At 41.8% G+C, this 25,874-nt stretch carries 24 protein-coding genes; 8 read left to right on the top strand and 16 right to left on the bottom strand.

The genetic code is table 11. From position 1 onward, the window contains the following. Nucleotides 1–254: 254 nt before the first annotated feature. Nucleotides 255–1,424, top strand: a complete 1,170-nt coding sequence (locus tag RM556_RS03920) for a DcaP family trimeric outer membrane transporter (protein WP_311361942.1) — start codon at nt 255–257, stop codon at nt 1,422–1,424. Nucleotides 1,425–1,635: 211 nt separating this feature from the next. On the opposite strand, the gene RM556_RS03915 is transcribed toward RM556_RS03920, so the two are convergent. Further along, nucleotides 1,636–2,796, bottom strand: coding sequence for a Na/Pi symporter (locus tag RM556_RS03915; RefSeq protein WP_311373896.1), 1,161 nt, complete (start codon nt 2,794–2,796; stop codon nt 1,636–1,638). 253 nt (nt 2,797–3,049) lie between these two features. Here RM556_RS03915 and RM556_RS03910 point away from each other — a divergent pair, with 253 nt between their 5' ends. Then, a complete protein-coding gene (locus RM556_RS03910; RefSeq protein ID WP_311361940.1) occupies nt 3,050–4,207 on the top strand; it encodes an HDOD domain-containing protein in 1,158 nt (385 codons plus the stop codon). Nucleotides 4,208–4,292: 85 nt separating this feature from the next. Here RM556_RS03910 and RM556_RS03905 read toward each other — a convergent pair whose 3' ends face one another. From RM556_RS03905 to RM556_RS03880, 6 genes are all read right to left on the bottom strand, one after another. Next, nucleotides 4,293–5,345: an aldo/keto reductase gene (locus tag RM556_RS03905; RefSeq protein WP_311373895.1), complete on the bottom strand. Its 1,053-nt coding sequence runs from the start codon at nt 5,343–5,345 to the stop codon at nt 4,293–4,295. A 123-nt stretch (nt 5,346–5,468) separates the two neighbouring features. Beyond that, nucleotides 5,469–6,386 carry a histone deacetylase family protein gene (locus RM556_RS03900; protein ID WP_311373894.1) on the bottom strand — a complete coding sequence of 306 codons (918 nt, stop codon included), beginning with the start codon at nt 6,384–6,386 and terminating at the stop codon, nt 5,469–5,471. Then, entirely contained in the window at nt 6,387–8,231 is a 1,845-nt protein-coding gene (locus tag RM556_RS03895; protein ID WP_311373893.1) for a GNAT family N-acetyltransferase, read from the bottom strand. Nucleotides 8,232–8,316: 85 nt separating this feature from the next. Continuing rightward, nucleotides 8,317–9,468, bottom strand: a complete 1,152-nt coding sequence (locus RM556_RS03890) for a 2-hydroxyacid dehydrogenase (RefSeq protein WP_311373892.1) — start codon at nt 9,466–9,468, stop codon at nt 8,317–8,319. Nucleotides 9,469–9,515: 47 nt separating this feature from the next. Next, entirely contained in the window at nt 9,516–10,349 is an 834-nt protein-coding gene (locus RM556_RS03885; RefSeq protein ID WP_311361935.1) for an AraC family transcriptional regulator, read from the bottom strand. A 119-nt stretch (nt 10,350–10,468) separates the two neighbouring features. Beyond that, complete coding sequence (locus RM556_RS03880; RefSeq protein ID WP_311373891.1) at nt 10,469–11,455, bottom strand: GNAT family N-acetyltransferase; 987 nt, start codon at nt 11,453–11,455, stop codon at nt 10,469–10,471. A 208-nt stretch (nt 11,456–11,663) separates the two neighbouring features. Here RM556_RS03880 and RM556_RS03875 point away from each other — a divergent pair, with 208 nt between their 5' ends. From RM556_RS03875 to RM556_RS03865, 3 genes are all read left to right on the top strand, one after another. Next, complete coding sequence (locus tag RM556_RS03875) at nt 11,664–12,920, top strand: diguanylate cyclase (protein WP_311373890.1); 1,257 nt, start codon at nt 11,664–11,666, stop codon at nt 12,918–12,920. A gap of 240 nt (nt 12,921–13,160) precedes the next feature. Beyond that, nucleotides 13,161–14,258: a 4-hydroxyphenylpyruvate dioxygenase gene (hppD, locus tag RM556_RS03870; protein ID WP_311373889.1), complete on the top strand. Its 1,098-nt coding sequence runs from the start codon at nt 13,161–13,163 to the stop codon at nt 14,256–14,258. Continuing rightward, nucleotides 14,255–14,806 (top strand): VOC family protein, encoded by a 552-nt coding sequence (locus RM556_RS03865; protein ID WP_311373888.1) that lies wholly within the window; start codon nt 14,255–14,257, stop codon nt 14,804–14,806. The genes hppD and RM556_RS03865 overlap by 4 nt, the downstream gene beginning before the upstream one ends. 996 nt (nt 14,807–15,802) lie before the next feature. Here the strand turns inward: RM556_RS03865 and RM556_RS03860 are convergent. The 7 genes from RM556_RS03860 to RM556_RS03830 form a co-directional block, all read right to left on the bottom strand. Then, the gene (locus RM556_RS03860; RefSeq protein WP_311373887.1) at nt 15,803–16,141 is read right to left on the bottom strand and encodes a hypothetical protein; all 339 of its coding nucleotides are present in this window, start codon (nt 16,139–16,141) and stop codon (nt 15,803–15,805) included. A gap of 55 nt (nt 16,142–16,196) precedes the next feature. Beyond that, entirely contained in the window at nt 16,197–16,949 is a 753-nt protein-coding gene (locus RM556_RS03855) for a hypothetical protein (RefSeq protein ID WP_311373886.1), read from the bottom strand. Nucleotides 16,950–17,176: 227 nt separating this feature from the next. Beyond that, the gene (locus tag RM556_RS03850) at nt 17,177–18,136 is read right to left on the bottom strand and encodes a tyrosine-type recombinase/integrase (protein ID WP_311373885.1); all 960 of its coding nucleotides are present in this window, start codon (nt 18,134–18,136) and stop codon (nt 17,177–17,179) included. Then, complete coding sequence (locus tag RM556_RS03845; protein ID WP_311373884.1) at nt 18,123–18,587, bottom strand: hypothetical protein; 465 nt, start codon at nt 18,585–18,587, stop codon at nt 18,123–18,125. The genes RM556_RS03850 and RM556_RS03845 overlap by 14 nt, the downstream gene beginning before the upstream one ends. 4 nt (nt 18,588–18,591) lie before the next feature. Then, entirely contained in the window at nt 18,592–19,323 is a 732-nt protein-coding gene (istB, locus tag RM556_RS03840) for an IS21-like element helper ATPase IstB (protein WP_311373883.1), read from the bottom strand. Continuing rightward, the gene (locus RM556_RS03835; protein ID WP_311373882.1) at nt 19,316–20,863 is read right to left on the bottom strand and encodes a DDE-type integrase/transposase/recombinase; all 1,548 of its coding nucleotides are present in this window, start codon (nt 20,861–20,863) and stop codon (nt 19,316–19,318) included. Before RM556_RS03835 ends, istB begins: the two co-directional genes overlap by 8 nt. Nucleotides 20,864–21,044: 181 nt before the next feature. Then, entirely contained in the window at nt 21,045–21,308 is a 264-nt protein-coding gene (locus RM556_RS03830) for a hypothetical protein (protein WP_311373881.1), read from the bottom strand. Nucleotides 21,309–21,483: 175 nt separating this feature from the next. On the opposite strand from RM556_RS03830, the gene RM556_RS03825 reads away from it, so the two are divergent. After that, complete coding sequence (locus tag RM556_RS03825) at nt 21,484–22,440, top strand: hypothetical protein (protein ID WP_311373880.1); 957 nt, start codon at nt 21,484–21,486, stop codon at nt 22,438–22,440. A gap of 983 nt (nt 22,441–23,423) precedes the next feature. On the opposite strand, the gene RM556_RS03820 is transcribed toward RM556_RS03825, so the two are convergent. Then, nucleotides 23,424–24,011 carry a hypothetical protein gene (locus RM556_RS03820; protein WP_311373879.1) on the bottom strand — a complete coding sequence of 196 codons (588 nt, stop codon included), beginning with the start codon at nt 24,009–24,011 and terminating at the stop codon, nt 23,424–23,426. Nucleotides 24,012–24,027: 16 nt separating this feature from the next. Further along, nucleotides 24,028–24,669: an RHS repeat-associated core domain-containing protein gene (locus RM556_RS03815; RefSeq protein WP_311373878.1), complete on the bottom strand. Its 642-nt coding sequence runs from the start codon at nt 24,667–24,669 to the stop codon at nt 24,028–24,030. A gap of 174 nt (nt 24,670–24,843) precedes the next feature. On the opposite strand from RM556_RS03815, the gene RM556_RS03810 reads away from it, so the two are divergent. Beyond that, nucleotides 24,844–25,248 carry a GFA family protein gene (locus RM556_RS03810; RefSeq protein WP_311373877.1) on the top strand — a complete coding sequence of 135 codons (405 nt, stop codon included), beginning with the start codon at nt 24,844–24,846 and terminating at the stop codon, nt 25,246–25,248. A gap of 99 nt (nt 25,249–25,347) precedes the next feature. Next, the gene (locus RM556_RS03805; RefSeq protein WP_311373876.1) at nt 25,348–25,842 is read left to right on the top strand and encodes a hypothetical protein; all 495 of its coding nucleotides are present in this window, start codon (nt 25,348–25,350) and stop codon (nt 25,840–25,842) included. Nucleotides 25,843–25,874: the final 32 nt, after the last annotated feature.

The raw sequence follows: 25,874 nt of genomic DNA, 5'->3' as shown, positions 1-25,874 counted from the left end.
TTGTCTCCGTAACTGACATTCTGAAAAAATACTTTCTGTGTATCTACAATAGACCTATCTGCGCAAACAAAAATGAGACTTTGGTATCATTTCGATTTGGCCTTCCTTTCCCCCGAATTTTCGACTCAGCAAATAATATACGACCTTAGTCTGATAGACCATGCGCTAATTTGACTTCAAGCAAATTTACGTAAAATTAACATAGCTTAACCATAACTTTACACACAATTAACGTTACTAAGATGGATGCGAACATGAAAAACTCAATCTTGAAATCTGCATTGGCGGTATCTATTGCGCTTAGCGCATCGACATTGTCACTCAATGCTCACGCGGATCTGCTTGCAGGAACCGAAGTTAAATTTACCGGCTATATAAAAGCAGATGCTATGTTTAGCTCATACTCTGACGGCACACTTGCTGCTCAGAACTTGGGTCGTGACTTTTATATCCCAAGCTTAACTCCGGTTGGTGGCACTGAAGAAAGCACACAATTTGATGCTCACGTAAAACAAAGTCGCTTTCGCTTTACAACTAACACGGCAACAGATGATGGCGATAGTATCACTGGGGTATTAGAATTCGATTTTCTCGTAACACCAGGCGGAAACGAAAGAGTGAGTAATTCCTATGTTCCACGCATGCGTCATGCTTTCGTGAAATATAAAGGCTGGACAGTGGGTCAAACTTGGACCACCTTCCAAGATGTGAAAACCTTACCAGAAACATTAGATTTCGTTGGTGCAACTGACGGTGTTGCGTTTAACCGCCAAGCATTAGTTAAGTACCAAAGCGGCTCATGGGAGTTTGCATTAGAAAACTCTGAATCGACTATTACACCATTTGGTGGCGGTGGTAGAATCGTGTCAGATGATGGCGCCATACCTGACGCGGTAGTGCGATATACTCATAACGCTGATTGGGGCCACATTTCAGTAGCAGGTATTGTTCGTCAGCTAAGTGTTGAAATCGGCGATACGCTTGACGACTCGGTGTCAGCAACTGGTGTGAGCATTAACTCGAAAATTAAGATGGGTGATGCAGATGATTTACGTTTGTCATTCACAACAGGCTCTGGCCTAGGTCGCTATGTTGCATTGAATGCCGTTAACGGCGCGGTATTAGATGCTGATGGTAACTTAGAGACCATCGATTCAACGGCATTTGCCGTCTCTTATCGCCACGTGTGGAACAGTAAAATGCGTTCGAGCTTTGTGTATTCACAACTGACTGTTGATAACGACTCTGCCCTAACTGGCTTAGGTGCAACAGAAAGCACGAACAGTATCACAGCTAACCTTCTTTACTCACCTACTAGCAAAATCACGGTTGGTGGTGAAATTAAGCAAGCAACTCGTGAAGTAGAATCAGGCGCAGATGGCGACATGACACGCTTCCAGTTCTCACTGAAATACGCTTTCTAAACCGCTTAAGCACCAAACTAAAAAAGGAGAGCCTCGGCTCTCCTTTTTGTTTAATTGGACACACCTTTTCTCTAAATTGGACACACCTATTTCTGACAATTAGCCCTCAGGTGCGCGGCGATATGACTGTATCGCTCTAATCATTCTTGCCGCTTCAAAACAGGTGTGTCCATTTATCGATTTAAATAGGTGTGTCCAATTTGGGACTAATTTAGGAGACCAGCAGCACAGCACCCAATGGTAGGAGGAAGAACACGCCAGCAATGTAGGCTACGCCGTACAATTTTTGGTCGGCTACTTTTAACGACAGACGATAAGATAAACTTGGTGGCCACTCTCTAATAAACCATAAGCCATAAATCACAATGACAGCCAAGACATTGTAACTAAGATGCACAAAGGCAATCTGCAAGGCCAAAGCCGCATTAGGGCCGACAATTGCAAGTGCCGCAATAAGCGCAGTAATACACGTTCCAATGTTTGCACCTAGCGTAAATGGATAGATAGACCGAGCACTTACAATACCGTTACCCACAAGAGGCACCATCAATGAGGTTGTCGTCGAGGATGATTGAACCAGTAAGGTCATCACTGTGCCCGACGTGATCCCGGTGATAGGACCTCTGCCCAAAGCCTTTTTCAATACTTCTTGTGCTCTTCCAATCATCAATGACTTCATTATTTTTCCCATCCATGTGATCGAAAAGATAATCAAACCAAGACCAAGCAGCACTTTGATGATCCCACTATAGGTCGGCTGCATGCCACTCAAACCATCTTTCACAAGGTCCACAATAGGGCTTGTTACTGCTTTTATTGGATTAAACGAGCTCATTTCACTCGTCGCACCTAACGCCACTATATTCACCATGGCCGAACTGATGTGCTCGAACAAGCCAAACATTATCTCTAAGGGAAGGAAAATGAATACAGCGAAGATATTGAAGAAATCATGGATTGTTGCAGCATTGAAAGCGCGTTGAAATTCTATTTTATTGCCTATATGACCCAGGCTGACGATCGTATTAGTGATACTGGTACCGATATTCGCCCCCATCATCATAGGGATAGCAATACTAATCGGTAAACCACCTGCAACCATGGCCACAATGATTGACGAAACGGTACTGGATGATTGAATCAAGGCGGTACAAACCATACCTATGATTAAACCCATTACAGGATTCGCCGCATACTCAAATAGCTCTCTTGCGTGCGCTTCAGTCGCTAGCTTAAAGCCATTCCCAATCAAACCAACAGCCAAAAGCATGCAGTAAACAAAGCCTAACAATAGGGTCCACCTAATTGCTTTAGGTAGTTTCACTAATCCTGCGGGAGGTAAAACAGCGGTAACGACAACTTTCTCTTGCATACACTTTCTTATCTAATTCTTGAACAGAAACGATAAAGCGACTTAATGACAGAACTATGACAATAAAGTGAAATTTTCGTCGTTTATCTCGATGGTAAACAACGTAAAAAAGTGACGTTTTAAAATGGTATTGCAACAATAGAGACAATAAATTGGGTTCGGTAATTCATACCTTTAGATCAAATATTATGCATTAAATATACTATTAGCTAGTGTACTATTTGCTCAGCGCAATCATTTTCAGAGTAACTACGTGTCGATAAACGATATTCCCTTAGACATTGTCATTAATTCAATCGCAATTGCTGGCCTCTTGCTAGTGCTGTATTTATATCGCATCAGCAAGAAGTCGACTATTGCGACAAAAGACCCAAAAAAGAAACGCACGATCAACACTGCGACGTTTGGTGGTATTCAAGAAGACTCAGAGCCGAGCCTCAAACTGCGTAACCCAAAAGATGTGCCTGAGCCGTCCGATGAGTTTAAAAGCTTTGAACTGCTCGATGACGTGATAAATGATAAACAACGCAAAATTATAGACAACGCATCTAGCCTCAAAAAACCACATCCTTTGTTAATGTCATTAACACGCGATATAAATGACCCCAAAGAACTCATGGACATTATTAAAAATGACCCCGAGTTAGTTGTGAAAGTGATTAAGGTTGCGAACTCATCACTGTTCGCCTTACGTAAATCTATTACCACCATTAATCATGCTATCGTTTACTTAGGAGTATTGCAGGCAAAGAATATCGCTATGCAGTTTGCACTTGAGCACAGTGCAGAATTTATTAGCCAAGAACAAAAAAGAGCCTATCATCGCATTTGGAAAGCAAGCTTTTTGGCCAGCTCAATTGGATTACTAATCGCCAAAGATTTGAAGATGGATAACTCGGCAGAATTATCGACTCGTTGCTTGCTGGATTACTTAGGCGATATTTCTTTGCTAACAGCAAAGCCAGAAATTGCAACATTTTATTTAAATAACACTAGCTTCTTTGAACGTGTACTGAATATTCAAAACATACTCGGTACCAACGCTTCTATTATGGGGAAAGCATTCGCTAAAAATGCCCAACTTCCTGAAGAGATTGTTGAAAGCCTAGGTGCCAATACCCTGCCATTGGTTGATAAATTAAAAGATTCTGAACTCAGTCTCGAACAGCAAGGCGTAGTTGCTTTCAGTTATATTATTTGTCGTATTACCGACATGATCGTATTCGAACGTGCCATGGATAATGTGAATATTGATGAAATTAGCTATGCTGAAACTGGCTGTGAATCATTCTTCCACTCTGAAGCCTTAGTCCAACACTATGGTCTCGGACGCATTAACAGTACATTGCGAAAAGCTAAGTTTAGACAAGACGTAGCCAGCATCGTGGATAGACTAGCACTCAATAGTTAGAATCAGCCTGCGCGATACGTATAATCAGCACAAAGAAGCCTGCACAAAGCAGGCTTTTTATTCTCGCGATTGTCTGCCTAATTGACTAAAACGGAATTGGATAATCCCTTAAGATCTCATCAATTTCATGTAAGCACTGCTCAGGTAACTCGAGCTCAAACGCAGCAATATTCTCTTCAAGCTGTGCCATGGTTGTTGCACCAATAATAGTTGAACTCACGCCGTCAACTTGATCGCACCAAGCGAGCGCTAATTGGCTTGGTGTAATACCGTGCCTTTTCGCAACATCGCAGTAAGCGGCAACAGCCTTCTCGGCGTTCTCGGTATTTCTAAATAAGCCTTGTCGTTGCTCCATTGTCCAACGACTGCCTGCGGGACGTGCACCTCCAAGATATTTACCTGACAACATTCCGCCAGATAACGGTGACCAAGGAAGGTAGGCAATATCTTCAAATACACAAGATTCGATCAGGTAGGGCCAATCTTTCACATGCAACAAATTAAATTCGTTTTGGATCGACACTGGGCGAGCAACATTCAGCTCATCACATAATTGCAAGTATGTGTGAATCCCCCAAGGCGTATCATCAGATAAGCCCCAGTGTTTTATTTTGCCGCTCGACAAGGCTTTGCCTAAACCGAGCACGATATCGCGCATTCTATCTTTCTCTGCCGCTACGTCTTGCGTGCTTGCTTTCACTTGATTAAGCCAGTGTTTACCAAAGTGAGGGGAGGTTCTATTTGGCCAATGAAGTTGGTACACATCGATATAATCGCTTTGTAGTCGAGCGAGAGAATCATCAAGAGCGACTTGGATTGAGTCACCACTGATCATGCTGTTATCTCTTACATAGGGAAAACCGGGACCTGCAATCTTGGACGCAATGACCAGTTTTTCTCGCTGGCTTTCATTACGCGACAACCAATTGCCAATGACTCGCTCTGTGTCACCATGTGTTGCTTCTGAAGGTGGTACCGGATACATTTCAGCGGTATCAATGAAGTTAACGCCTTTGTCTAGTGCATAGCCAATTTGTTGATCGGCATCGGCTTGAGTATTTTGCACGCCCCACGTCATGCTACCCAAGCATACGCGAGAAACCGACAAACCCGAGTTTCCTAATGGTGAGTATTTCATTGCTAAGCATTTCCTTTTTATTCTATATGTGCTGAAGCTTTGAGTTCTAAGCGCTTCGACAATCTGTCACTGACGATGTGATGGATACGATAGTAACAGGGATATAGATGATGCCAAAATCGCTTAATTCAATAATGCTTTTAAATGCATAACCACACTGCGCGATAATGCACTTAAGGCGTATCCACCTTCTAACATCGACACAATGCGACCCTTGCAGTGTTTATCAGCAATGTCTTTTATTTGCAAAGTAATCCACTCGTAATCTGCTTCGACCAACCGTAAATGACCCAGTCCATCTTCTGCATGCGCGTCAAACCCAGCAGAAATAAGGACTAATTCCGGTTTAAATTTATCTAGCTTGTCGAACCAATGTTGCACTAACTCACGATATTCATCTCCCTTAGTCCCTGCCGGAATAGGTGTATTGACGATATGAGCTTTAGTCGGTTTGTCACCGCTAAACGGATAGAACGGGTGCTGGAATGACGAACAAAACATGACTCGCTCATCGTCTTTAAAGATATCTTCCGTGCCATTCCCGTGATGCACATCAAAATCAATAATTGCGACCCGTTGCAAACCATGTTCAGCCATTGCATGTCGAGCAGCGACAGCCACATTGTTAAAAACACAAAAGCCACCCGACTTTGCATATTCAGCATGATGGCCCGGTGGCCTAACTGCACAAAACACAGCATCGGCTTCGTCGCCCATCACCAAATCTACAGCATTAATTCCTGCGCCAGCAGCATATAATGCAGCATCCAATGAGTGTGGCATCATTAAGGTGTCATCATCTAGCCAACGATGACCCTCTTCTGGCGCTTTTCGAATCACATCATCCACAAATTTTCGATCATGAGCGCGGCATATTTGCGCGAGCGACGCTGGTTGCGCATCTATGAATTGAAGTGCTAATTCAACGCCAGAGGCGATTAATTGGTCGTTAATACTATGCAAGCGAGCTGGCTGCTCAGGGTGCTCTGGATCCATGTCGTGTAACAAACATTTCGGACTACTGATAAAAGTAAGTGACATTTACTTCTCCTCCAAAAACAGAACTAGCTCGACTTCTGCCGGATCTGGGTTAAACACTCGTTTAAATTCAAACTGCTCGAACACAGAAATCATAGGTTTATTCTCACTGCGAACAAACGCGACCATTTTAGAAATATGTCGCTGTTTAGCGATATCGATCATTTGCTTCATTAAGCGTGATGCCATGCCCTTCCCTTGTTGATTTTCGCGTGTTACGAAAGCAACTTCACAGGTATTGTCTGGATTGAGGTAATATCGACCCACTGCCTCAATGGCTATTTTAGATCCTTGCTGATTCACAATGGTTAATGCCAGATCTTTGGTCTGATCAACGCTCACAAGATCACAAGAATTTTGTCTACTCATGCCCTGAGGGATGTAATTATAGCGCAGGCGAAGCGTTTCTTTGGTGTGTGAATAAAAGAACTCTTGTAGCTGGCGTTCATCTGCTGGGTTTAAAGGTCGCAGGTAAAAAGTGTCACCTTGAATTGAAATCTCTTTCAGTTGAAGCTCGCCCAATTCTGGCACATCGGTTGGGAATTTAGTTTGATAATCAGGAACCCAATAGTGCTGACGTACTGATGCGAGCAATTCTTCTCGAAACTTAGGGTGAGCGACACGTATCAGCTCTAACGCACGTTCACGAATACTTTTGCCTTTTAAGCTAGCCACACCAAACTCGGTAATCACGTAGTGAACATTACCGCGTGAAGTAACGACACCTGCGCCATCAGTAATGTTGGCAACAATACGCGATACGCTGCCGTTCTTCGCCGTTGAAGGTAGCGCGATAATAGGCTTTCCACCTCTGCTGATTGTTGCGCCAGTCACGAAATCGACTTGCCCACCAATGCCACTATAGAAGTCATGGCCAATCGAATCTGCAACCACTTGCCCTGTTAAGTCTACCTCGAGCGCACTGTTGATTGACACCAGGTTATCGTTCTTGGCAATGTTCGTGGGTTTGTTGACATAACTTGACGGGTAGAATTCAATATGAGGGTTGTTATGCACAAACTCATATAAGCGCTCTGTTCCCATGCAAAAGCTAACCACGGACTTACCCGGGTGAAAGGTTTTTTTACGATTATTAATCACCCCTGATTTGATTAAATCGATCACCCCATCACTGATCATTTCGCTATGGATCCCAAGATCCTTGTGTTTACTCAAATATCGCAAAGTAGCATCGGGAATTTTACCGATACCGAGTTGTAAGGTTGCCCCATCGCTAACCAACATCGCTACATACTGACCAATACGTTCATAGATATCAGTTTTCGGAGCTTGATGCACTTCAGGCAAAGCTTGCTCATGGGTTAAACAAGCAGCAAACTCAGAAATATGCAGAAAAGAATGGCCCGCTGTTCGTGGCATTTTTGGATTGATCTGGGCGATTATTTTTTTGGCAGAACGAGCAGCTGACATCACCACATCAACCGAGACGCCGAGTGAACAATAACCCAGCTCATCAGGAGGACTAACCATAATTAAGGCTGCATCTAAAGGGAGAATATCATCCGAAAACAAACTCGAAATTTCTGATAAAAAAACTGGCGTATAGTCGGCGCGACCTTCGTCCACAGCTTGCCGAATAACCTTTCCATGAATAAAGAAAGTATTTACTTTAAACTGGCCTTGATGTTCTGGCAGCGCCCAGCGCTCATCCGATAAAGTGCCAATATGGGTGACTTCAATATCCTTAATGCCTTTGCCATCTTGGATAAGGCTATCAACTAATGCGTTTGGAATACCGGCATTCGACCCCAAGAAAATCCGGTTGCCGGATTGTAGTAAGTCATGCCACGTTATTTTATTATTAAACTGGGAAACCACCGATTGCATGCGCGCTCCAAGAGGTGTTGTTGAAAACGGAAAATACTGAAAGCCTCACCATAATATAGACAACTATGTTCACCTATACATTGATCTAGCTTACATAATTGCTTAACTGCGCTCCTTTTTTGCCAGCCCGAAATTCATTTAAATTGTCGAGAGTCGTTTGCGCAATATTGTGCAGTGCCTCGCGAGTAAGAAAGCCCTGATGTGACGTAATCACGACATTACTAAACGTGGTTAAACGCGCAAAGACGTCATCTGTGAGCACTTCCCCACTGCTATCTTTGAAGAAAATGTCGGCTTCTTCTTCATACACATCAATACCCGCGGCCCCAATTTTCTCAGATTTAAGCCCTTTGATTAGCGCTTTGGTATCGATCAATGCGCCTCTACCGGTGTTGATCAACATGACGCCTGATTTCATAAGCTCAATCGCAGCCATATCAATCATATGGTAGGTATCTTTATTTAACGGGGCATGCAAACTTATGATATCGCTGTTTGACAATAGCGTTTCCAAATCCACATAACTCACATTTTTCTTCGCTTGCAACTCAGCATCCATGTTCAAATCATAAACTAATATTTGGCAACCAAATCCGCTCAGAATATCAATGAGTACTTTGCCAATTTTGCCAGCCCCGACAATACCGACTGTTCTACCATGCATGTCAAAACCGACTAAACCATCGAGTACAAACTGTCCGTTTCGATTACGCATGTAAGCCCGATGAAGCTTGCGGTTTAGCATTAACATCAATGCCACGCTGTGCTCGGCGACAGCGTAGGGACTATATTCAGGCACGCGCACCACGTCGATCTGATGTTTTTCACAGGCGGCTAAATCAACGTTATTATATCCTGCACAGCGCAAAGCAATTATTTTAACGCCGAAGCCAGCGAGTCGCTCAATGACAGCTTCACTACAATCATCATTCACAAAAACACAAATGGCCAGGCAGCCCTTCGCTTGTGCTGCTGACACTAGATTCAATGAGGTATTTATATAAATGAGGTCGACAGGTGTATCACCTAAGTCTTCAAAAGCGGCTTTATCGTAGGAATGGGTGTCAAAACAGGCAACCTTTAGCTTTCCTTTGTTATTATAGCCAAAGTTCTCTTTTTGAGTTTCCAAAGCATCGATAATTTGCTGATACGCTGCCGGTGTTATCGACTGATGGTGTTCGAGCAAACGGTTAATAAACTCAAGTCGTTGTTTGCCGTTAAATGGCTTGTCAGTCATTGTCGTTTCCTTGCTTTGATGTGAATCGGCTGATGCTACATAGTGGCCTATTGGACCAAGGATTTTAGCCATTCCTTTGGAGACATCCCAACGCGTTTGCGGAAAACACGAGCAAATGCAGAGCCATTTTCATAACCTAAAGTGTGAGCCACGATACCAACCGATTGCTCTTTCTTCAACAGCGTTTGTGCAATGCTCATGCGCCAATCTGCGACATAGTCACCGGGTGTTTGCCCCAGTAATTCTTTAAATATAGCAGCAAATTTTGAACGCGACATGCCCGCATCTGATGCCATATTATCTAATGTCCAATTGGCTTCTGGCGCTTCATGGATTTTGGTTAATACCCGACTTAATTGGGGGTGAGACAAGCCCGATAATAAGCCTTGTGATACGCTATCTTGCGCCAGCACTTCGCGTAAAATTTGAATAATGAAAATGTCACACAAACGGTTGATCATAGGTTGTCGACCACACTTGCTTGCAAAGGCTTCTTCAAATAACCACGCAGCAGAGCGGCCCAAACTGGGATGTTCAGACAAAGGATAGTGGACTAACTCAGGTAAAGCACTCACGATAGGGTTACTGGCGACCGTTTGATAGTGAATAGTGGCGCAAACCAAATCAGCCCCTAATTCTGGATCCGTCTCGAAGCGATGAGTATTGCCACGAGGAAAGTACATCACACTCGGTTCATCTAAAATAATCGGTGCCAAGCCTGGACGAACAATTTTAAGTTTACCCGCACGCAAGAGATGCAAATGTCCATGTACTGGCTCTTCTTTATCTAATTCAAAAGAAGACATGCCACAAAGGTTGCCGGTAAAGAACACACCTGCATCCATCGAGAAGCGATTTAAAATATCTGACAAACGATCCATAGACTTCAACTTGGACGATATGAACGAAAATACAGATTATAACAATCAAAACGTGCCTACAAGTAGTCTATTATGAATTTATTCCCTATTGCCGCAGCAGAGTTTGTTTGGTTTCTTTCTCAATTTGCTTGCGGCGTTTTTTTCACATAGCGCATGGCCACGTTGCAACGTTCATAACTTGCACCATACTTTTCCATAATATCTTTGTCGTGCACAAAGCCATTTTTTTCGTACAAGTGAATAGCAGCCTCACATTTTGCATTCGTTAGCAGAAACAGAGTAGACACCGGCATAGCAAGCGCTTGTTCTATCACATATTGAAGGAGCACTTCGCCCACTTTTAAACCACGTGCAGAATCCAGTACACCCATTTTGGTTAGCTCAAAATTACCGTTCCCTTTATTCAGTAATGCACAAGCACCAACAATGCCTAGTTCAGGATGTTTTGCGAACCAAATTTTCCCGCCTTTATCGATAATATGCATGCGCGGCTGTTGTAATACTTCTTTATCAATCGTTTCTAGGACGAACATCGCATTGATCCACTGAGCGTTGATTTCTTCAAAATAAGGAGCAAGTTCATCTGTAAAACTTAAGAACTCGATATTGTTATTCATAGCGGCCTTATCCATATAGTGTTTTGTGCGTTGTAGTAAATTTTGTTTTTCGAAAGATTTTTCAAAGGTCAGTAGTGCACGATAAAAATCGTTATTGGATTCTTCACAAAGATCCTTTGCCGCTTTTTCAACGGCTAGCCAAATGGGTTTCATCTTTTCTATCGAATGCACACCTTTCTTACTTAATTGAAGCTGACGCTGTCTGGAGTCTTTGCTTCCTACTGTCACTTCAATCAGTTCTTCAGCCAGCAGTTGTTTACAAAATTGGCTAAGTGCCGGCTGGGAGAGACCAAGCGCTTGTGATGCCTCCACAATAGTCACTTGTCCTTTCGCATCGAGTAATGCCAATAAAGTGAACCATTTTGGCTGGATTGCCATGTCAAAAGTTGCATAGACCTCAGCAGCACTCGCCATCACTTTTTCACTAATGCGCTTTAATCTGCTGCCCAAAGCAAGCTCTGCTAATTCATTGAGAAAGTCGTTTTGCATGGTTTATCTTCTTGTTTACGGTGAACAGTATCTTGCTGTTTTTATGAATTCCTCCGAATAATATATAAGCACTTATATAAGTGGTCAACATTTTATTTTGGAATGTGTTAATTTCTTAGGCGCAAGCCTTACAGGGTTTACCATTTGTCGAAATGCTTACTTTGCTCTAGTATGGCTTAAGGGTGGTTGACGTGAGCAAGATACACCAATGAAATATAAAGTACTGTTAATAGAGCACGATGCTTCAAGCCTTCGCGTGTTGAAGCGCGTTATTGGTAAATCAAATCTTGATGTTGTCAGTGCGACTACACTCACACAAGCCAAAGCGATATTTAGTACAACACCGCCTGAAGCATACCTTTGCGCCGTAGTAGACTATAGTTTGCCTGACGCGCCAAATGGTGAAGCGATTGACTTTGCGCTAGACTCTTTTGTACCCGTTATCGTGATCACCAGCAGCACTCAAGAGGATGTTCGAGAGCATATTCTCAGTAAAGCAGTTATCGATTACATTCCTAAGCAAAATGCCCAAATTTATGATTATTTAAGTCGTTTACTTCAGCGCTTGCAGAAGAATAAAGGCGTAGGTGTGTTAGTAGTCGATACGTCCAGGAGACGCAGAGCAGCAATGATTTCCTTGCTACAACGACACAATTTCGATACACATGAGTTAGCAAAGCCTGAACAAATATTGGATTACTTAAGCACCTATTCCAATATTCGATTGATGATCATCGACAATCAATTAGGCGACATTGTAGGCATTGATGTGGTCGCCGATGTGAGAAAGCATTTTCACAAAGATACGCTCAGTATTATAGGGTCTTCTGAACAACAATCTCCTACTGTGCTGGCTAACTTTTTAAAAAGTGGTGCCGATGATTATCTGGCGAAACCTTATTGTCATGAAGAGTTTTTTGTTCGCGTTATGCAGAATGTAGAGTACCTCGAACAAATCGCATTGATCCGTAAAACAGCAAATGCTGACTACCTTACAGGGTTGCCGAATCGCCGCCACTTTTTCAATCAGGTGCATGAACAACTGCGACGAAGCCATACCAATCACACACTTGCATTGATGGACTTGGATCTATTTAAAACAATTAATGACACCTATGGCCATGACCATGGTGATGTGGTGTTAAAAGAGTTTTCAAAGTTACTTGAAAAACACTTTGGCAAATTTTGCATTTCTCGCTTCGGTGGTGAAGAGTTTTGCGTGTTTATCGTAGATATGGACGAAGCGCAGGCTCTGCCCCTATTTGAGGATTTTCGATTAGCGGTCAGTGAGAAGAAATTCACTCGTAAGGGTGTCTCTGTAAACTGCACTGTGAGTATTGGTGTAACGAGCAAATTTAAGAAGAAAGTAGAAAGTATGTTGGGCTACGCTGATGAGAACTTATATAGAGCTAAAGACGCCGGACGAAACCAAGTGATCTCAGACCTTCCTGCCTCAACAAACTAATGAGAATTCATTCATAAATCAGCATTTAATTGGCTCACAGCGAATTTCCGTAAATATATTTTTACAAAACCTCACTTTTCATCTATCCACTCACCTAGCGAACCTGTCCTAATCGGGCATTTTATCGCGCTTTGCCCTAAACTAGCGCCAATTAAAAACGTACCCTGATTGTACGTTATTCAGCATCAGCGAATAGATGCGACAATGCGTCGTGTCGATGAAACTAAAAGAGAGTAAAACATGGCAGATTTATTTGATAACCCAGCGGGATTAGATGGCTTTGAATTCATAGAATTTTCAGCACCTGAAAAAGGACAATTGGAAACGGTATTCACTGCGATGGGCTTCACTCATATCGCCAACCATCGTACCAAAGACGCACAATTATGGCGTCAAGGTGGCATCAATCTTATTGCCAATTACGAGCCAAAATCAGCAGCGTGGTATTTTGCGCGCGAACATGGCCCGTCAGCATGCGGTATGGGCTTTAGAGTAAGAAATGCGGTAAAAGCATACGAGCACTTGTTGGCTCAAGGCGCTGAACCTGTACACGTCGAAACTGGCCCAATGGAGCTTCGCTTACCAGCAATTCGTGGGATCGGCAACGCGATTATTTATTTAATCGATCGTTACGGCGATGAGCTATCTATCTACGATATCGACTTTGAATATATCGACGGCGTAGACCGTAATCCAGTAGGCGCGGGCTTTAAAGTTATCGACCATTTGACTCACAACGTTTATGGCGGTCGCATGGCATATTGGGCTGACTTCTACGAAAAACTGTTTAACTTCCAAGAAATTCGCTTCTTTGATATCAAAGGTGAATATACTGGCTTAACGTCAAAAGCCCTCACTGCACCAGATGGTAAAATTAGAATTCCTCTAAACGAGGAAGGTGAAGGCGGCAAAGGCCAAATCGAAGAGTTTTTACGTGCGTTCAACGGCGAAGGCATTCAACACATCGCCTTTAGCTGTGATGATTTAGTGGCGTGTTGGGATCGCCTGAAAGACATGGGCATGCCATTCATGACAGCACCACCAGCAACCTACTATGAATTGCTAGAAGGTCGTTTACCGAATCACGGAGAGCCAGTAGAAGAGTTACAAACTCGTGGAATTTTGATGGATGGAACAACCGAAGGTGGTCCTCGTCTACTACTACAAATATTCTCTGAAACTCAACTTGGTCCTGTGTTCTTTGAATTTATTCAGCGTAAAGGTGATGACGGTTTTGGTGAAGGTAACTTCAAGGCCCTATTCGAATCTATCGAACGTGACCAAATCAATCGTGGTGTGTTAAATACTAACAAAACTGAGGAAAAGGAGGGCGCATGAGCCACCCAATCCAATTAAATGGTTTTCATCATGTAGCTTACCGCTGCAAGGATGCCAAAGAAACAGTGACCTTCTACCAAGAAGTATTGGGCATGGACTTCCAGTTAGCAATAGCAGAAGACCATGTGCCATCTACTGGCGCCTATGACCCTTACATGCACATATTTATGGATGCGGGTAACGGTAATGTATTGGCATTCTTTGAATTGCCAGAACAGCCAGATATGGATCGCGACCAGAACACACCTAAGTGGGTTCAACACATTGCTATGAAAGTGGATAGCATGGACGCATTGCTTGCCGCGAAAGCAAAAGTTGAAAGCCATGATATTGAGGTGATTGGGCCGACCAACCACGGTATCTTTAAGTCGATTTACTTTTTCGACCCTAATGGCCACCGTTTAGAGTTAGCCGCGAACACACATACTCAAGCACAAATGGACGAGCTTCATCGCGTTGCGCCAGATATGCTAGAAGAGTGGAGCAAGACGAAAAAAGCACCGCGTCATGCTGCTTGGTTGCATGAGCAGATTGCTGAGGATAAGTAAGGGTTTATTTGTTCTTTAAGTTTTTTTCGAAGCGAAACTTTTGAAAAGCGCCTGACTATGGGCGCTTTTTTATGTTTGAAGAATGACCGTCCATCAGCTAGCTTTTTGCTTTCCTATTGAAGCAACAAACACCGCGGTAAATTTACTTTGCCCTCTTTATTTACTGTCGGTCCTTGTAGGAACGAGTACGATATGTATTCTGACTTAGTTCTGAGGCTAAATTATTATAAATTAAAGTACAAATACCAGAGACAAAGATAGGAATAACGTACATCACGTGCCACCAATATGACTCTAACTCAAGCAAATTAACTATCACTAGTAGTCCAATTCCAATCATAAACGATATTGACTGGATTTTATCAACTAAGCCCATATACTCAAAATCATAATCTGGAACTACTTTCGCTTGGCAGTTCGGGCACACATGATATTTTCCCTTTTCGTAGTAGAAATACCAACTATAATTTTCCCCGTCAAATAAGAATTTGCAATTGTAACACTCAAATTTACCACTCATACGAAAACTCCTCCGTTTAAATCATCCTTTTTAGTCTGAAGTCATTAGCACTTTACTTTCGCAGAGAATAATCAATCATAATGTTTTGATGCTAGAATTATTACCAATAGCATACAACGTAAAAATGACCTTTGCATAAGGTACTTAAAACAATCAATGGTTCGCTGCAGCGCTCTCTTAAGACCTCAATTATTTTGAAAAAACACAATAGAGTAAAACACTTCCGATAATAGGGGCCGCAATGCAAAGTAAGGCTATAGCAATTATTTTTACTGGACTATAGTTCTTTCTGCGAACGAGTACAAAAAGGATAGGATAGAGCGAATAAAAACAGGTAATCAATATTGTTACACCAAAGAGGGCGCTGAAGAAAATATCTCCACTAAACTGGTTCCCCTGACTTAAGTTGTAAACAACAGCTATACTTATAAATGCACACCAAAGTTGAAATAGACTTCTCCAATATCCAAGCAGCTTCATTTATTTTTATCCATATCTATTTCGCCTTTAAAAGTCAAAAATGTTACCCCTAATTTTGCTTTATTATCGTGTGTCACACTAGCAGGTCCTGCTTTCAACGATGCATCTGCTTTGGATCCCTCAAGTATAATGACCTCAAGTAAGCCATCTTCAGGTCTGAATAATGCCTCTTCTTTTTCAGCCTGTACTTGAACGTTGGATGGCCCGATATTCAATTCAAATCCAGCGTCGGCTTCAAGAGATATACCTTGCTTGTTTTTATCAGTAGTCATAACGGTAGAAGCTGCTACTTGAAATCCAGTAGCAAGTTGAATAACATCCTTTTTATCGATCAAACTTCAAGAGAGCTTTCCTGAACTAGCCGTTCATATTCTTTGAGCGGTAAACCGTTTAACGGGTCTTCCCGTAATTTTCATCTAGTAACTGTTGGGCAGAACACTTTTCGTTGTAAGAGTTTTTCAATCTTTGAGTCGATGGTAATTTATATATATCGAATTCTAATGCCTCTGCAATAAAGCATTCTGAGAATCTAATTTCGTTTTTCCACGGAGTGAGTTTCGTGAACAAAACCTCAGCTTCTTCCATACTATGGTTAAAATACTTACTGTCTTGTAAGTAAGAGATAAAATGAAAAGTTTCAGTCGGAGTGATTTTAGTTTCTAATTCAAAGGCCAAAGCCAGATTCTCGATGGTCAACAATTCGTTTGCTTTGTTTCGAGGCTCAAACGCGATTATTTGAAGGGCTTTGAATAGAGGGAGTTGGTATTTGTGCGTTTTGTTCTCATTACTATAGGCATGCAATAAAGCTAAACCTAATTGACGTTCTGATTCCGTCCCTAAAAGGCTTGACACTCTTGCTAAAACCCGCAGAGTTTCTTCTCTTCCCAAAATATATGCTTCTGTCCAAAGAGAAATTGCAGCATAAGTATCTCCTTCAAAGTACTTACAATTGCCTGCATTTGTAAGGTGCGGAGTTATACTCTTATCATGAGTGGTTAATTTTAGATGTAACAGGGCAAGTTTGCAGTGCGTTTCAGGTGGATTCCAAAGACTGTGAAATCTAGCAGCAGTCGGTTCAGTGCCGTTAACACTAAAAATTACAAATAGTAGCAGCGTGATTTTTATTGACAATAACCTAATCATTTTTGAATTTTCCTTTTCTTACCATCTCGCTCTTTCCCGCCGAGTACATACTATAAGCCCAATCACTGGATCATAGTATCGTGCCTGCATATAAAGTAATCGAAAACACGATCCAGTCTCTCCTGCGTTGTCGATTATGTCAAAGTAAAGTTGTAATGCCCACTTTTTGTGGGCGCAGGGGCGTGCTAACTATGCAATAAAATTTAAGACGTGAATGGGCTGCCATGTTATTTAAACAGCCCACTGTCAGATTGAGCGGAGGGATGGGTATTGCGATATACCGCACTGAGTTTTGACCGACTGACATGAGTATAGATTTGTGTGGTTGAGATGTCCGCGTGTCCAAGCATTTCTTGCACGTGGCGAAGCTCTGCACCCTCATCTAACATAATGGTAGCAGTAGCGTGGCGAAAGAGATGGCAAGAGCCCGCACGTTTTAGGCCTGCTAGCCTTACATAGCGAGATACCAGTTCAGATAATTGATTAGGTCGAAAACGTTTACCGTTATTTGCCAGAAATAGTGTGGTACCAGAGCCTAAAAACGCAATTTGCGACCGAATTTTACTGATATAAAACGCTGCCCATTCACACGCTCGTTGGCTTATCGGTACAATGCGTTCTTTGTTACCTTTCCCTCGATTCACTCTAACGAGCTGCGAGTGAAAATCGATGTCCTCGATATTCAAATACATCAATTCCGTTCTTCGAATACCCGTCGCAAAAAAGACCTCCAAGATGGTTCGGTCACGCAATCCGAAAGTTCCAAACATCATGGTTTGGCCAAGTATTTTTTCAATCTCTTGTCTATTGAATATGGCTCTAGGCAGAGGTCTGCCTTTGCTTGGCAATTCAATGAGCGCCAGAGTATTCCAAGGCAATAATCCCTTTGCATGAAGCTTTTCAATGAAAGTCTTTACGAAGGTCATCAATGCTCGTTTATTCGACGCGCATAATGGCCTACCGTCCAGTGGCTTTCGATAAATGTTCAGATAATTTAAATATTCATCCATCAAATCCAAATCAATCTGGTCGATAAAATACACGTCTTTGGTTAAACACCATTTGAAGAACTTTTTCAAGCCATGGATTTTGCCCCTGATGGTATCAGGGGCTTGGCCTTTTGCCTGACAAAGATACAAATAGTATTTTACGCAGCACCAAATCCGCTTACTATTAGGCTTTCGCATGAACGAACTTCTCTGCTAGCGCCATTCCCTCTGCCAAATACACATTAGAGTTTGGTCTATTCCAATGAACGGTCAACGACTGCCAATGGCGTATACGCTTGCCATATCGAAACCCCGTCGCCTCTATTATCTTGCCTGTGCTATCAAATTTAGGGAACACTAGGCAGCCACGAAATAGCTCTCCCCCTCGGGCTGTAATAAGCCCGCAGTGCTGCAGGCCACCGCGAATAGCACCACCTTCTAGTGTTCGAGCAACCGGCACTATTGTATGAATAGTGCGGTCGCAAAGCCCAATCACTTCTGTGTTCCGGAATTCACCTGGGATACGCGGACTATCAGCCACAAATGACTGACACCAGTCACTTTTCACAAAACAGGCATGATAGTAATCGAAAACCTGAGAAACATAGATATCCTCCACTGCCATATTGCTAATAAGGGATTCATACATGGGTTCACTCCCTTTCTGCCAACAGCTTTCGTATTGACTCGCCTTTGAGGTTAATTCGATGACTATTATGGACAATTCTATCGAGAACAGAATCCGCTATCGTTTCATTGCCAAACGTTTCATGCCAGGCCGATATGGGATACTGAGAGGTGATTAATAATGCCCCTTTCTGCTCTCGATATTCAATCAACTCAAAGAGCAAATGACGTTCGTTTTTATCCATCAAGGCATTGCCCCAATCATCAATAATGAGGACGTTGAAACGGGTAAGTTTCTTAAGCAGTTTCATCAACTCACCCTCTTTGTCAGCTGCCACCAGTTCCAACAGCAAATGCGATAATCGATAGAACATGACGCTTTGCTGTTTGGCGATAACTTCTTGTGCAAACCTGCAAGCAAGTGATGTTTTTCCTGTACCCGTAGCGCCAATGATGATGACGTTTTTATTGGTATCTACCCAATGGCACTCGCCCAGCTGATTGACCTGATTCACTTTAAGTGACGGGCATAAGCCGTAATCGATGTCAGACAAATAAACATCTTCATATTTAAGTTTCGCCTGTGCGGTCAGCCGTTTTATTTTTCGTTCACTGTTCAATGTGAGTTGAGAGGATAGCAGCGCCTCTAGGAACTCATCGTGGGACGTTGCAGAGAAATCCTCATGTTCAAGGACTTGGAGAAAACCGTCTAGCTTTAGTGATTTACAATGGGCTCTAATCAATTCTGTCTTATTCATGCTGACCTCCTGCATAATAGTCTTGTCCGCGTAAGTTTTTGTGTGACATAGAGGATGCTTCAGGCTCTACGTCATACACTTTAGATTTTAAGATGAGTTCAATTTCCGTAATGCTCATCATGTCGTTATTAAGCGCATGCTCACACCCTGCAATAAACGCTACATCACCAAATTTGTCATAAAGCTTTTGCAATGCCTGACAGCGTTTACCGGCCGGCCGAGAATGTTCGTGCTGAGTTTTGCTATAGAAGTTATCTACGATAAGCTCTGTGGGGATCCCGATGGACTTTGCCCATGTCATATAGTGTGATTTCGTTTTATGTTTTTGAGCGATGTGCCTTGGATGAAGATGTGCATCTATAGACACCACGTTGTTTTTGCCTTCTACGACGTCGTGGGTAACGCGCAATATTCCTTTGTGCAGGATATGAAGCTTGTTGCCTTTGACCCGCATTTCAATGTAGTCATTACGGTACTCATAGGGCACCGAATAACGGTTATTTTCGTACCAAACAAAATAGTTTTCTGGCACCTTGATGACGCTTCGAAAGATGGTGGGCTCAAACGGTTTTTTCGGAAGCGCTTGAAGCTGATGGCATTCATCGGAATAAAACAGGTCATTAGCACTTAACCCTATTCGTTGAATCAGCTTGTCGTTGCGTTTCTCCACCTCTTTTTTAAGATGCACATTCATCTCCTCAATGGAGAAAAACGTCAAATCGGTGTTCATACTTGCAAAAACGCTGTGAGTGAGTTCCTTTACTCTGTTTTCTGCAAGTGGATTGTGAGTGGGTGTGGCGACTTGAGAAGTATCTATTAATACCCCATAGTGTTTAGCAAACTCAGTAGCTGATTTACTGAGCTCTGCCAACAGGCCCGCTTTTTTCACCATGGCCTTGGCATTATCACAATGAATGGTTTCTGGTGCACCATTGAAGAAATCCATAGCCGCAATACATGCCTCTATCCAACTTTTGGCGCTCATATCTTTGGTGGTATATGCAAAGCGTTTCTTGCTGTAACCGAGAGTGGCGACAAACGCATAGGTGCTTGTTTTTTCTCCAGAGTCCTCAAAGGACAATGTTGCGCCTGCGTAATCGATAAACATGACTTCCCCAGGCGCAAATACCTGTAGCATTGATAGTCTCGTTTTCTTAATATAATTGGCAATCAGCTGATAAAAGCGAGAACGACCGTACCCTTTATCCCCGAACTTTTGTTTATATTCACAAAATTTAGTCCATATAGTTTTACGATACTTTTTGTGAGTTTTGATGCATTCAGAGACGATTTCAGCGTAATCAGGCTCAACCTTAAGCGGTATTTTCAACACCATCTTTGGATAGATTAATCTCTTGAGTGCATCGTCATCTAGGTTAATAAACACCTTTGCGTCGATATTGGCGACTATCAGCTTTTTATGCAGGTCATCGACTGTTTGTCTCGGACACTGTGCAAGCTTTCCCACGCGGACATGGGACAGGTTAGCAGGTAATAGGAGTAGCCTAATAATTTCTCTTAATTTGTGGATTTCAATCATATCATGACCTCTATTTATAAAAGATAAAGGCGCAGACTGGCTCAAATCATCAAAAAGATAATTTGACAAACAGCCAAAATGTACGATGATTATAGAGTCTGGACAAAAGACAAATCATCGGCGCCAACATTGAGTACCAGTCAATGTTGGCGTTGTACTTTATGCGCCTTGAAAATTTAACTCATATGTTCCCTTCATCTGAATAACGTTGGCTTGCCAACCATTTAGCGACGTCCTTTGTCATGGCAAATCGACCTCTCCTGTTTTCGATTTTAAACGTGTAAATAGGTAACGTACCTCTGCGAGCCGCCTGCCGAAAAGCGTCTCCACTTCGATAACCAAGCGCCTTTCTCAGTAAATCTCCAAACATCATAGGGCCATTCTCTTCAAACAGCTTTTCTTCCAATTCAAGAGCTAAGGTGTCAATTGTGTTTTGCTTTGTCATATCAGGCCTTATTAGTCCTACTTGTCACGTTACTAGATAACCTAGAATAAAACGCATCAGCCCGCCAGCAGGAGTAAAACGATTAGTAATGATCCTGTAAAAGTTCACTTAAGAGTCGTGACTTGCTATAGTTAATCGTGACATGACGTGGTTTTAGGGTGGCGAGGATTACGTAATGGCAAGACCTACAAAAGATCCCGTAGAGTATCTTCAAGTTAAGTACATGATGCACTTGATTGCATGCAAGGAACATTTGCCACTGAGCGGCTACGCGCTAGAGCGTTTTTTCGAACCGGAAAATGTTAAACCTCGTCAGTACGCAGAGCTAACATATGATTCGGGAAAATGGAGGCGCTTTTTGCATCAAGGAGTATCTCCCGGCACCAAGTCTTTTTCGCGTATACAAGAAAAAGCGGGTTATGCCCTAAAGTACTTGTCATCTCCGATATGGGATGCGCTCGAAACAAAACTTAAAGATGCGGCAGCGTTTGATGCACTATATCGTCGCCTGGATAAAGACACTCAAAACGAAGTAAATAACTTTATCGCTATGGCCCACAGGGTTGATGATCGCGCAGACCGAAAAAACTTTCCCCTGCAACGATTGATTCGAAAGGGTGACGAGCATGCTATGGCTGCACTATTCGGATTATTTCGTCAATTTAATCATCACGTGTTTATTCACGATATTGTAGAGACGGCGCTTTACAACGTTATATTCAACTTTATCTGTCGATTTTGCCCGTTCACATTTTACTCAGAACTATACCATTTTCTTTTTCAGAATTTTTTCCATACCGAATCTAAACGTTTAAGGGCATCGCCCTGGCCAGAATCACCGGAGGTTATTCAGTATATGATTTGGATTGAAACAAAAAATATGATGCTGGCAGAAGATATAGGATTGATTGATAACTTAACTAGCCATGAAGAGTTTTACTTTTGGAAAAATCGCGCAAACAAACACTTAGTCATTCGTGAAATGGCCGGCATTTATGAAGAACCTAATTTCAGCGGGCTATCACCAACCTCAAGTAAAGGGTTGCGTTGGATAGTGAAAAAAATCAACAAGCAACGACCTTCAGAAAATCAACTTTCCATTGCCAGTTTGATGCACTCATATAATTGGTAAGTAGTCCGCTATGCATTTATCTGTTGATTAAATATGCAATTTCAAAAATTCGATAAGTAGTCACTGACCTTTAAGCTATGCCGATTTACTTTGGACCGAAGCCAAATATCATCGGATCGAAAGCTGATTTCTATGGACTCTACAAGTGCAAAATCCACTCACTTTCGGCACGTTCTCCGAAACAATCCAGCAATAGATCCGATTTAAATTGGCAGGTTAGTCCGAATAAAATCAGCTCAAAGGAGTAAGTGCTATGAAAGTCATTATGTTTTGGGGTTTCGAATACACTCAACTTAACCGCTGACTACGTAACATGTGTGACGTAACGAAATATACAAAACGTTAATACCGTTACATTGGCAACGTTTTATTTTATAAAGCTAAGTAATGAGACAGTATTCTTCAAGTGTATATTCCGCACATTTTTTACCAGCTTTCCGATAAAATTTACCACTTTACTGTCAAAGCCCACTGTATAAATCAGTATTTGAACGAAGAGCTTTATTTTTGATTTACAATTTGAAAACTTATCTTTAATCAAAATGCGACAAAAACTCAGAATTACTTCCACGGTTTTGCCAAAGTTTTAAATTTTGCTCCACTATGACTCGCTCATCAATCCAAAGTTATTAAACCTTCTATGAATACAATTGTTAAAAACTAGCACATCGTATCTGTTTTTGATGGAGAAGAATTGATTGGAAAAGTTTTGTGGGGGACCTGAGTTGATGACATGACATACCGATTCGCAACGGACGATTACATTAGCACATCCAAAATAGTAGAAATCTCGTCTCATAACCAGCTAATCAAAACTGCGAATGGCAGTCTTTATCAAGTTATTGGCGAGGGCCAAAAAGCTCAAGTTCAATTAAGAGACTTCGAACTCCTTCGCCACGGCTTTCAATAACTTCTATCTACCTCGTCACAACCTACAGGGAAGATTTTGATACAATCCGTATCACAGCTTTCACAATAATTTACTACCCACAACCTGTGTCTATATTGCTCACCCATTCTTCTTTAATTTCGCCAAACCTTGTTATTTTGTAACAAGCATAAAGAGATACCGGAGATAAAAGACCAATAATCACGTTATAATCAGCCTTAATTTGCCCCGACCTAAAATAGACCTCTAACATTGGCAGCAAAATTTTTGTTTTGTAGATAGTTTGCATTTCATCAATATTTTGGAATTTAACGTAAGACAAGCCCTCTCCAGCGCAGAGCACTTTGTAAGTATTTGTATTATTGCTAGTACTAATAAAGCTAGTCATTTCACAATTTATGCTTTTCTCCTCTCGCATAACATCAAAAAAAGGTGCTAAATCTTCTTGAGCATCTTTGACATGAAAATCTATATAAACATTGGGTATTATCCAACTGAAATATAATAGGGGAGCAACCACTTTCCGATTTCCAGAATAATAAAAAATAACATATAGAAAAACTATTGGAAAAAGTACTATGCCGCACACTCCCAACAATACGTTTTTTTTGAACATGTCAACTAAAACAACCAAAAACAACACAATCCCGATTGCAAAGAGTATAATAGCGAGCGCAGTCATGACTTAGTCCTATCTCCTATTGTTCATTATCTATTTTTGTTACATCAATCTCTATTTTTAACGATGCCACAGTTATTGATAACTTTCCATCAGCCTTCAATCCTGACATACCTTTTTTAAAGTCAGCGCCTTTTAAATCAGACCCTTCAACTTGTAGGTCTGAAATTGAACCAGTCGAAGGGTCAAAAATGGCAGATGCTTCAAACACCCGTACTTCGATCGAACTATTCTCGCTTAATGTATTCACGCTAGCATTTATCTCGAAAGAACCTTTTATCCCTTCAGGGGATGAAGAGTTAGGTGATGAAGCGCTTACTTTTCCAGCTAAGTTGGCTCTTGCTCCCATACCACTAGGGAGTTTACCCCCAAAGCTCAATCCAGCTTTCCTTTCGACAGTAAGTGAAGTGGCGGCTGCAACTTCTTTGACAAACTTATTAGTTCTTCTAATACCCTCTTGACCACCATGCCACTGAACCATTCCTATGGGGTTGTGCGAACTCTGTCCATCTGGATCTATATATTTATAAGGGTTGTTGTTTGCATACGCATACCGATTAAATCCGTGAATACCATTTTGCGTATTTAAATGAGCAACCGCTCCAATCGGATCATTTGAGTAGAAACGCCCAATCACTGGATCATAATATCGTGCCTGCATATATACGAAACGGTTATCTTAATCACATCCTTGCACAATAATTAGAAACAAAGATACATAAATTTTACCTTCAATTCACTTGTTATAAACGATATTACCCATAACAAAGGAGGCTGGCATTTCGAAGAAGTAGGCTACTCTCATGTAGTCAAACCAATTTTGAAAGGTAAAGAAATGAAAAAAATCACCGGAAGTTGCGTTTGCGGAAAAGTAGAGTTTAGCGTTGCTGACCAGTTTGTTTATGCAGGTTATTGCCACTGCTCAATGTGCAGAAAGTCGTCTGGGGCAGCAGGAACAGCAATTGGCGGTATTCCTAAAAACCATTTCTCAGTAACCAAAGGGCAGGATCACATTAAACGTTTTAATCGCACTGAAGAAAGTATTTCTTGTTTTTGTGAGCACTGTGGTTCTGCTCTTTACGGAGAAAAACCCTCAGTACGGATGGTTCATGTAAGGTATGGCGCGCTAAATAACAACCCTACCCTATTACCCCAAGCGCACATGCACGTATCATCAAAGGCTCAGTGGTACGAAATTTCAGATGAATTGCCACAATTTAGTGAGTTTCCTGATGCTTAACTGCTAATACACTGCGCTACGACCAGTGTTTATATTTCACCTTAGATTCACTTTATTATAGTTATCTTAGTTCATGACATTTACATAAACATGAGGGAAATGATGCCTTTACTTCGTAAAAGAGCAATAAGTGTAGCAGGACTATTTGTTTTACTATTGGTTAGCCATAACGGTTATGCACAACAACAGGAAAATAACGACAGGCTAAAATGGCGCGTTGGGACAGGATGGCCTTTTATTCTTGTACCTACTGTTGGTTATCAATACAAAGATATTACCTACTATGCAAACTACAAATTAGGATTGGATGACGGTTTTTCATTCGGGGCTGAAAAACAATTTGGTAAACACTCAGTAGGCCTTTTCTTAGGCGCAGTGGGTGCGAGAAAAGCAAACAGCAATTGTGAAGGAATATTTTTTTGCATTGTTATATTTGATAACAAAACAACGCAAGGCGTTGGGGGGGCTTATGAGTACAAATATAGTGAAAATACATATGGTTGGGCGATAAGAGTAGAGGCAGGATACGGAAAAGAGTCTCGTTCAAACAACAATCGAGCCGATGCCAATATTCAATTAGTATATCGCTTTTAAAATATTTGTTTTATCGCTTATTGTTTGGCACA

It is taken from the genome of Alteromonas sp. W364 (genome assembly GCF_031846205.1).
Lineage (GTDB): Bacteria > Pseudomonadota > Gammaproteobacteria > Enterobacterales > Alteromonadaceae > Glaciecola > Glaciecola blandensis.
The sequence above is the reverse complement of the archived record's forward strand: the minus strand, read 5'-3'. Positions and strand labels throughout refer to the sequence as shown.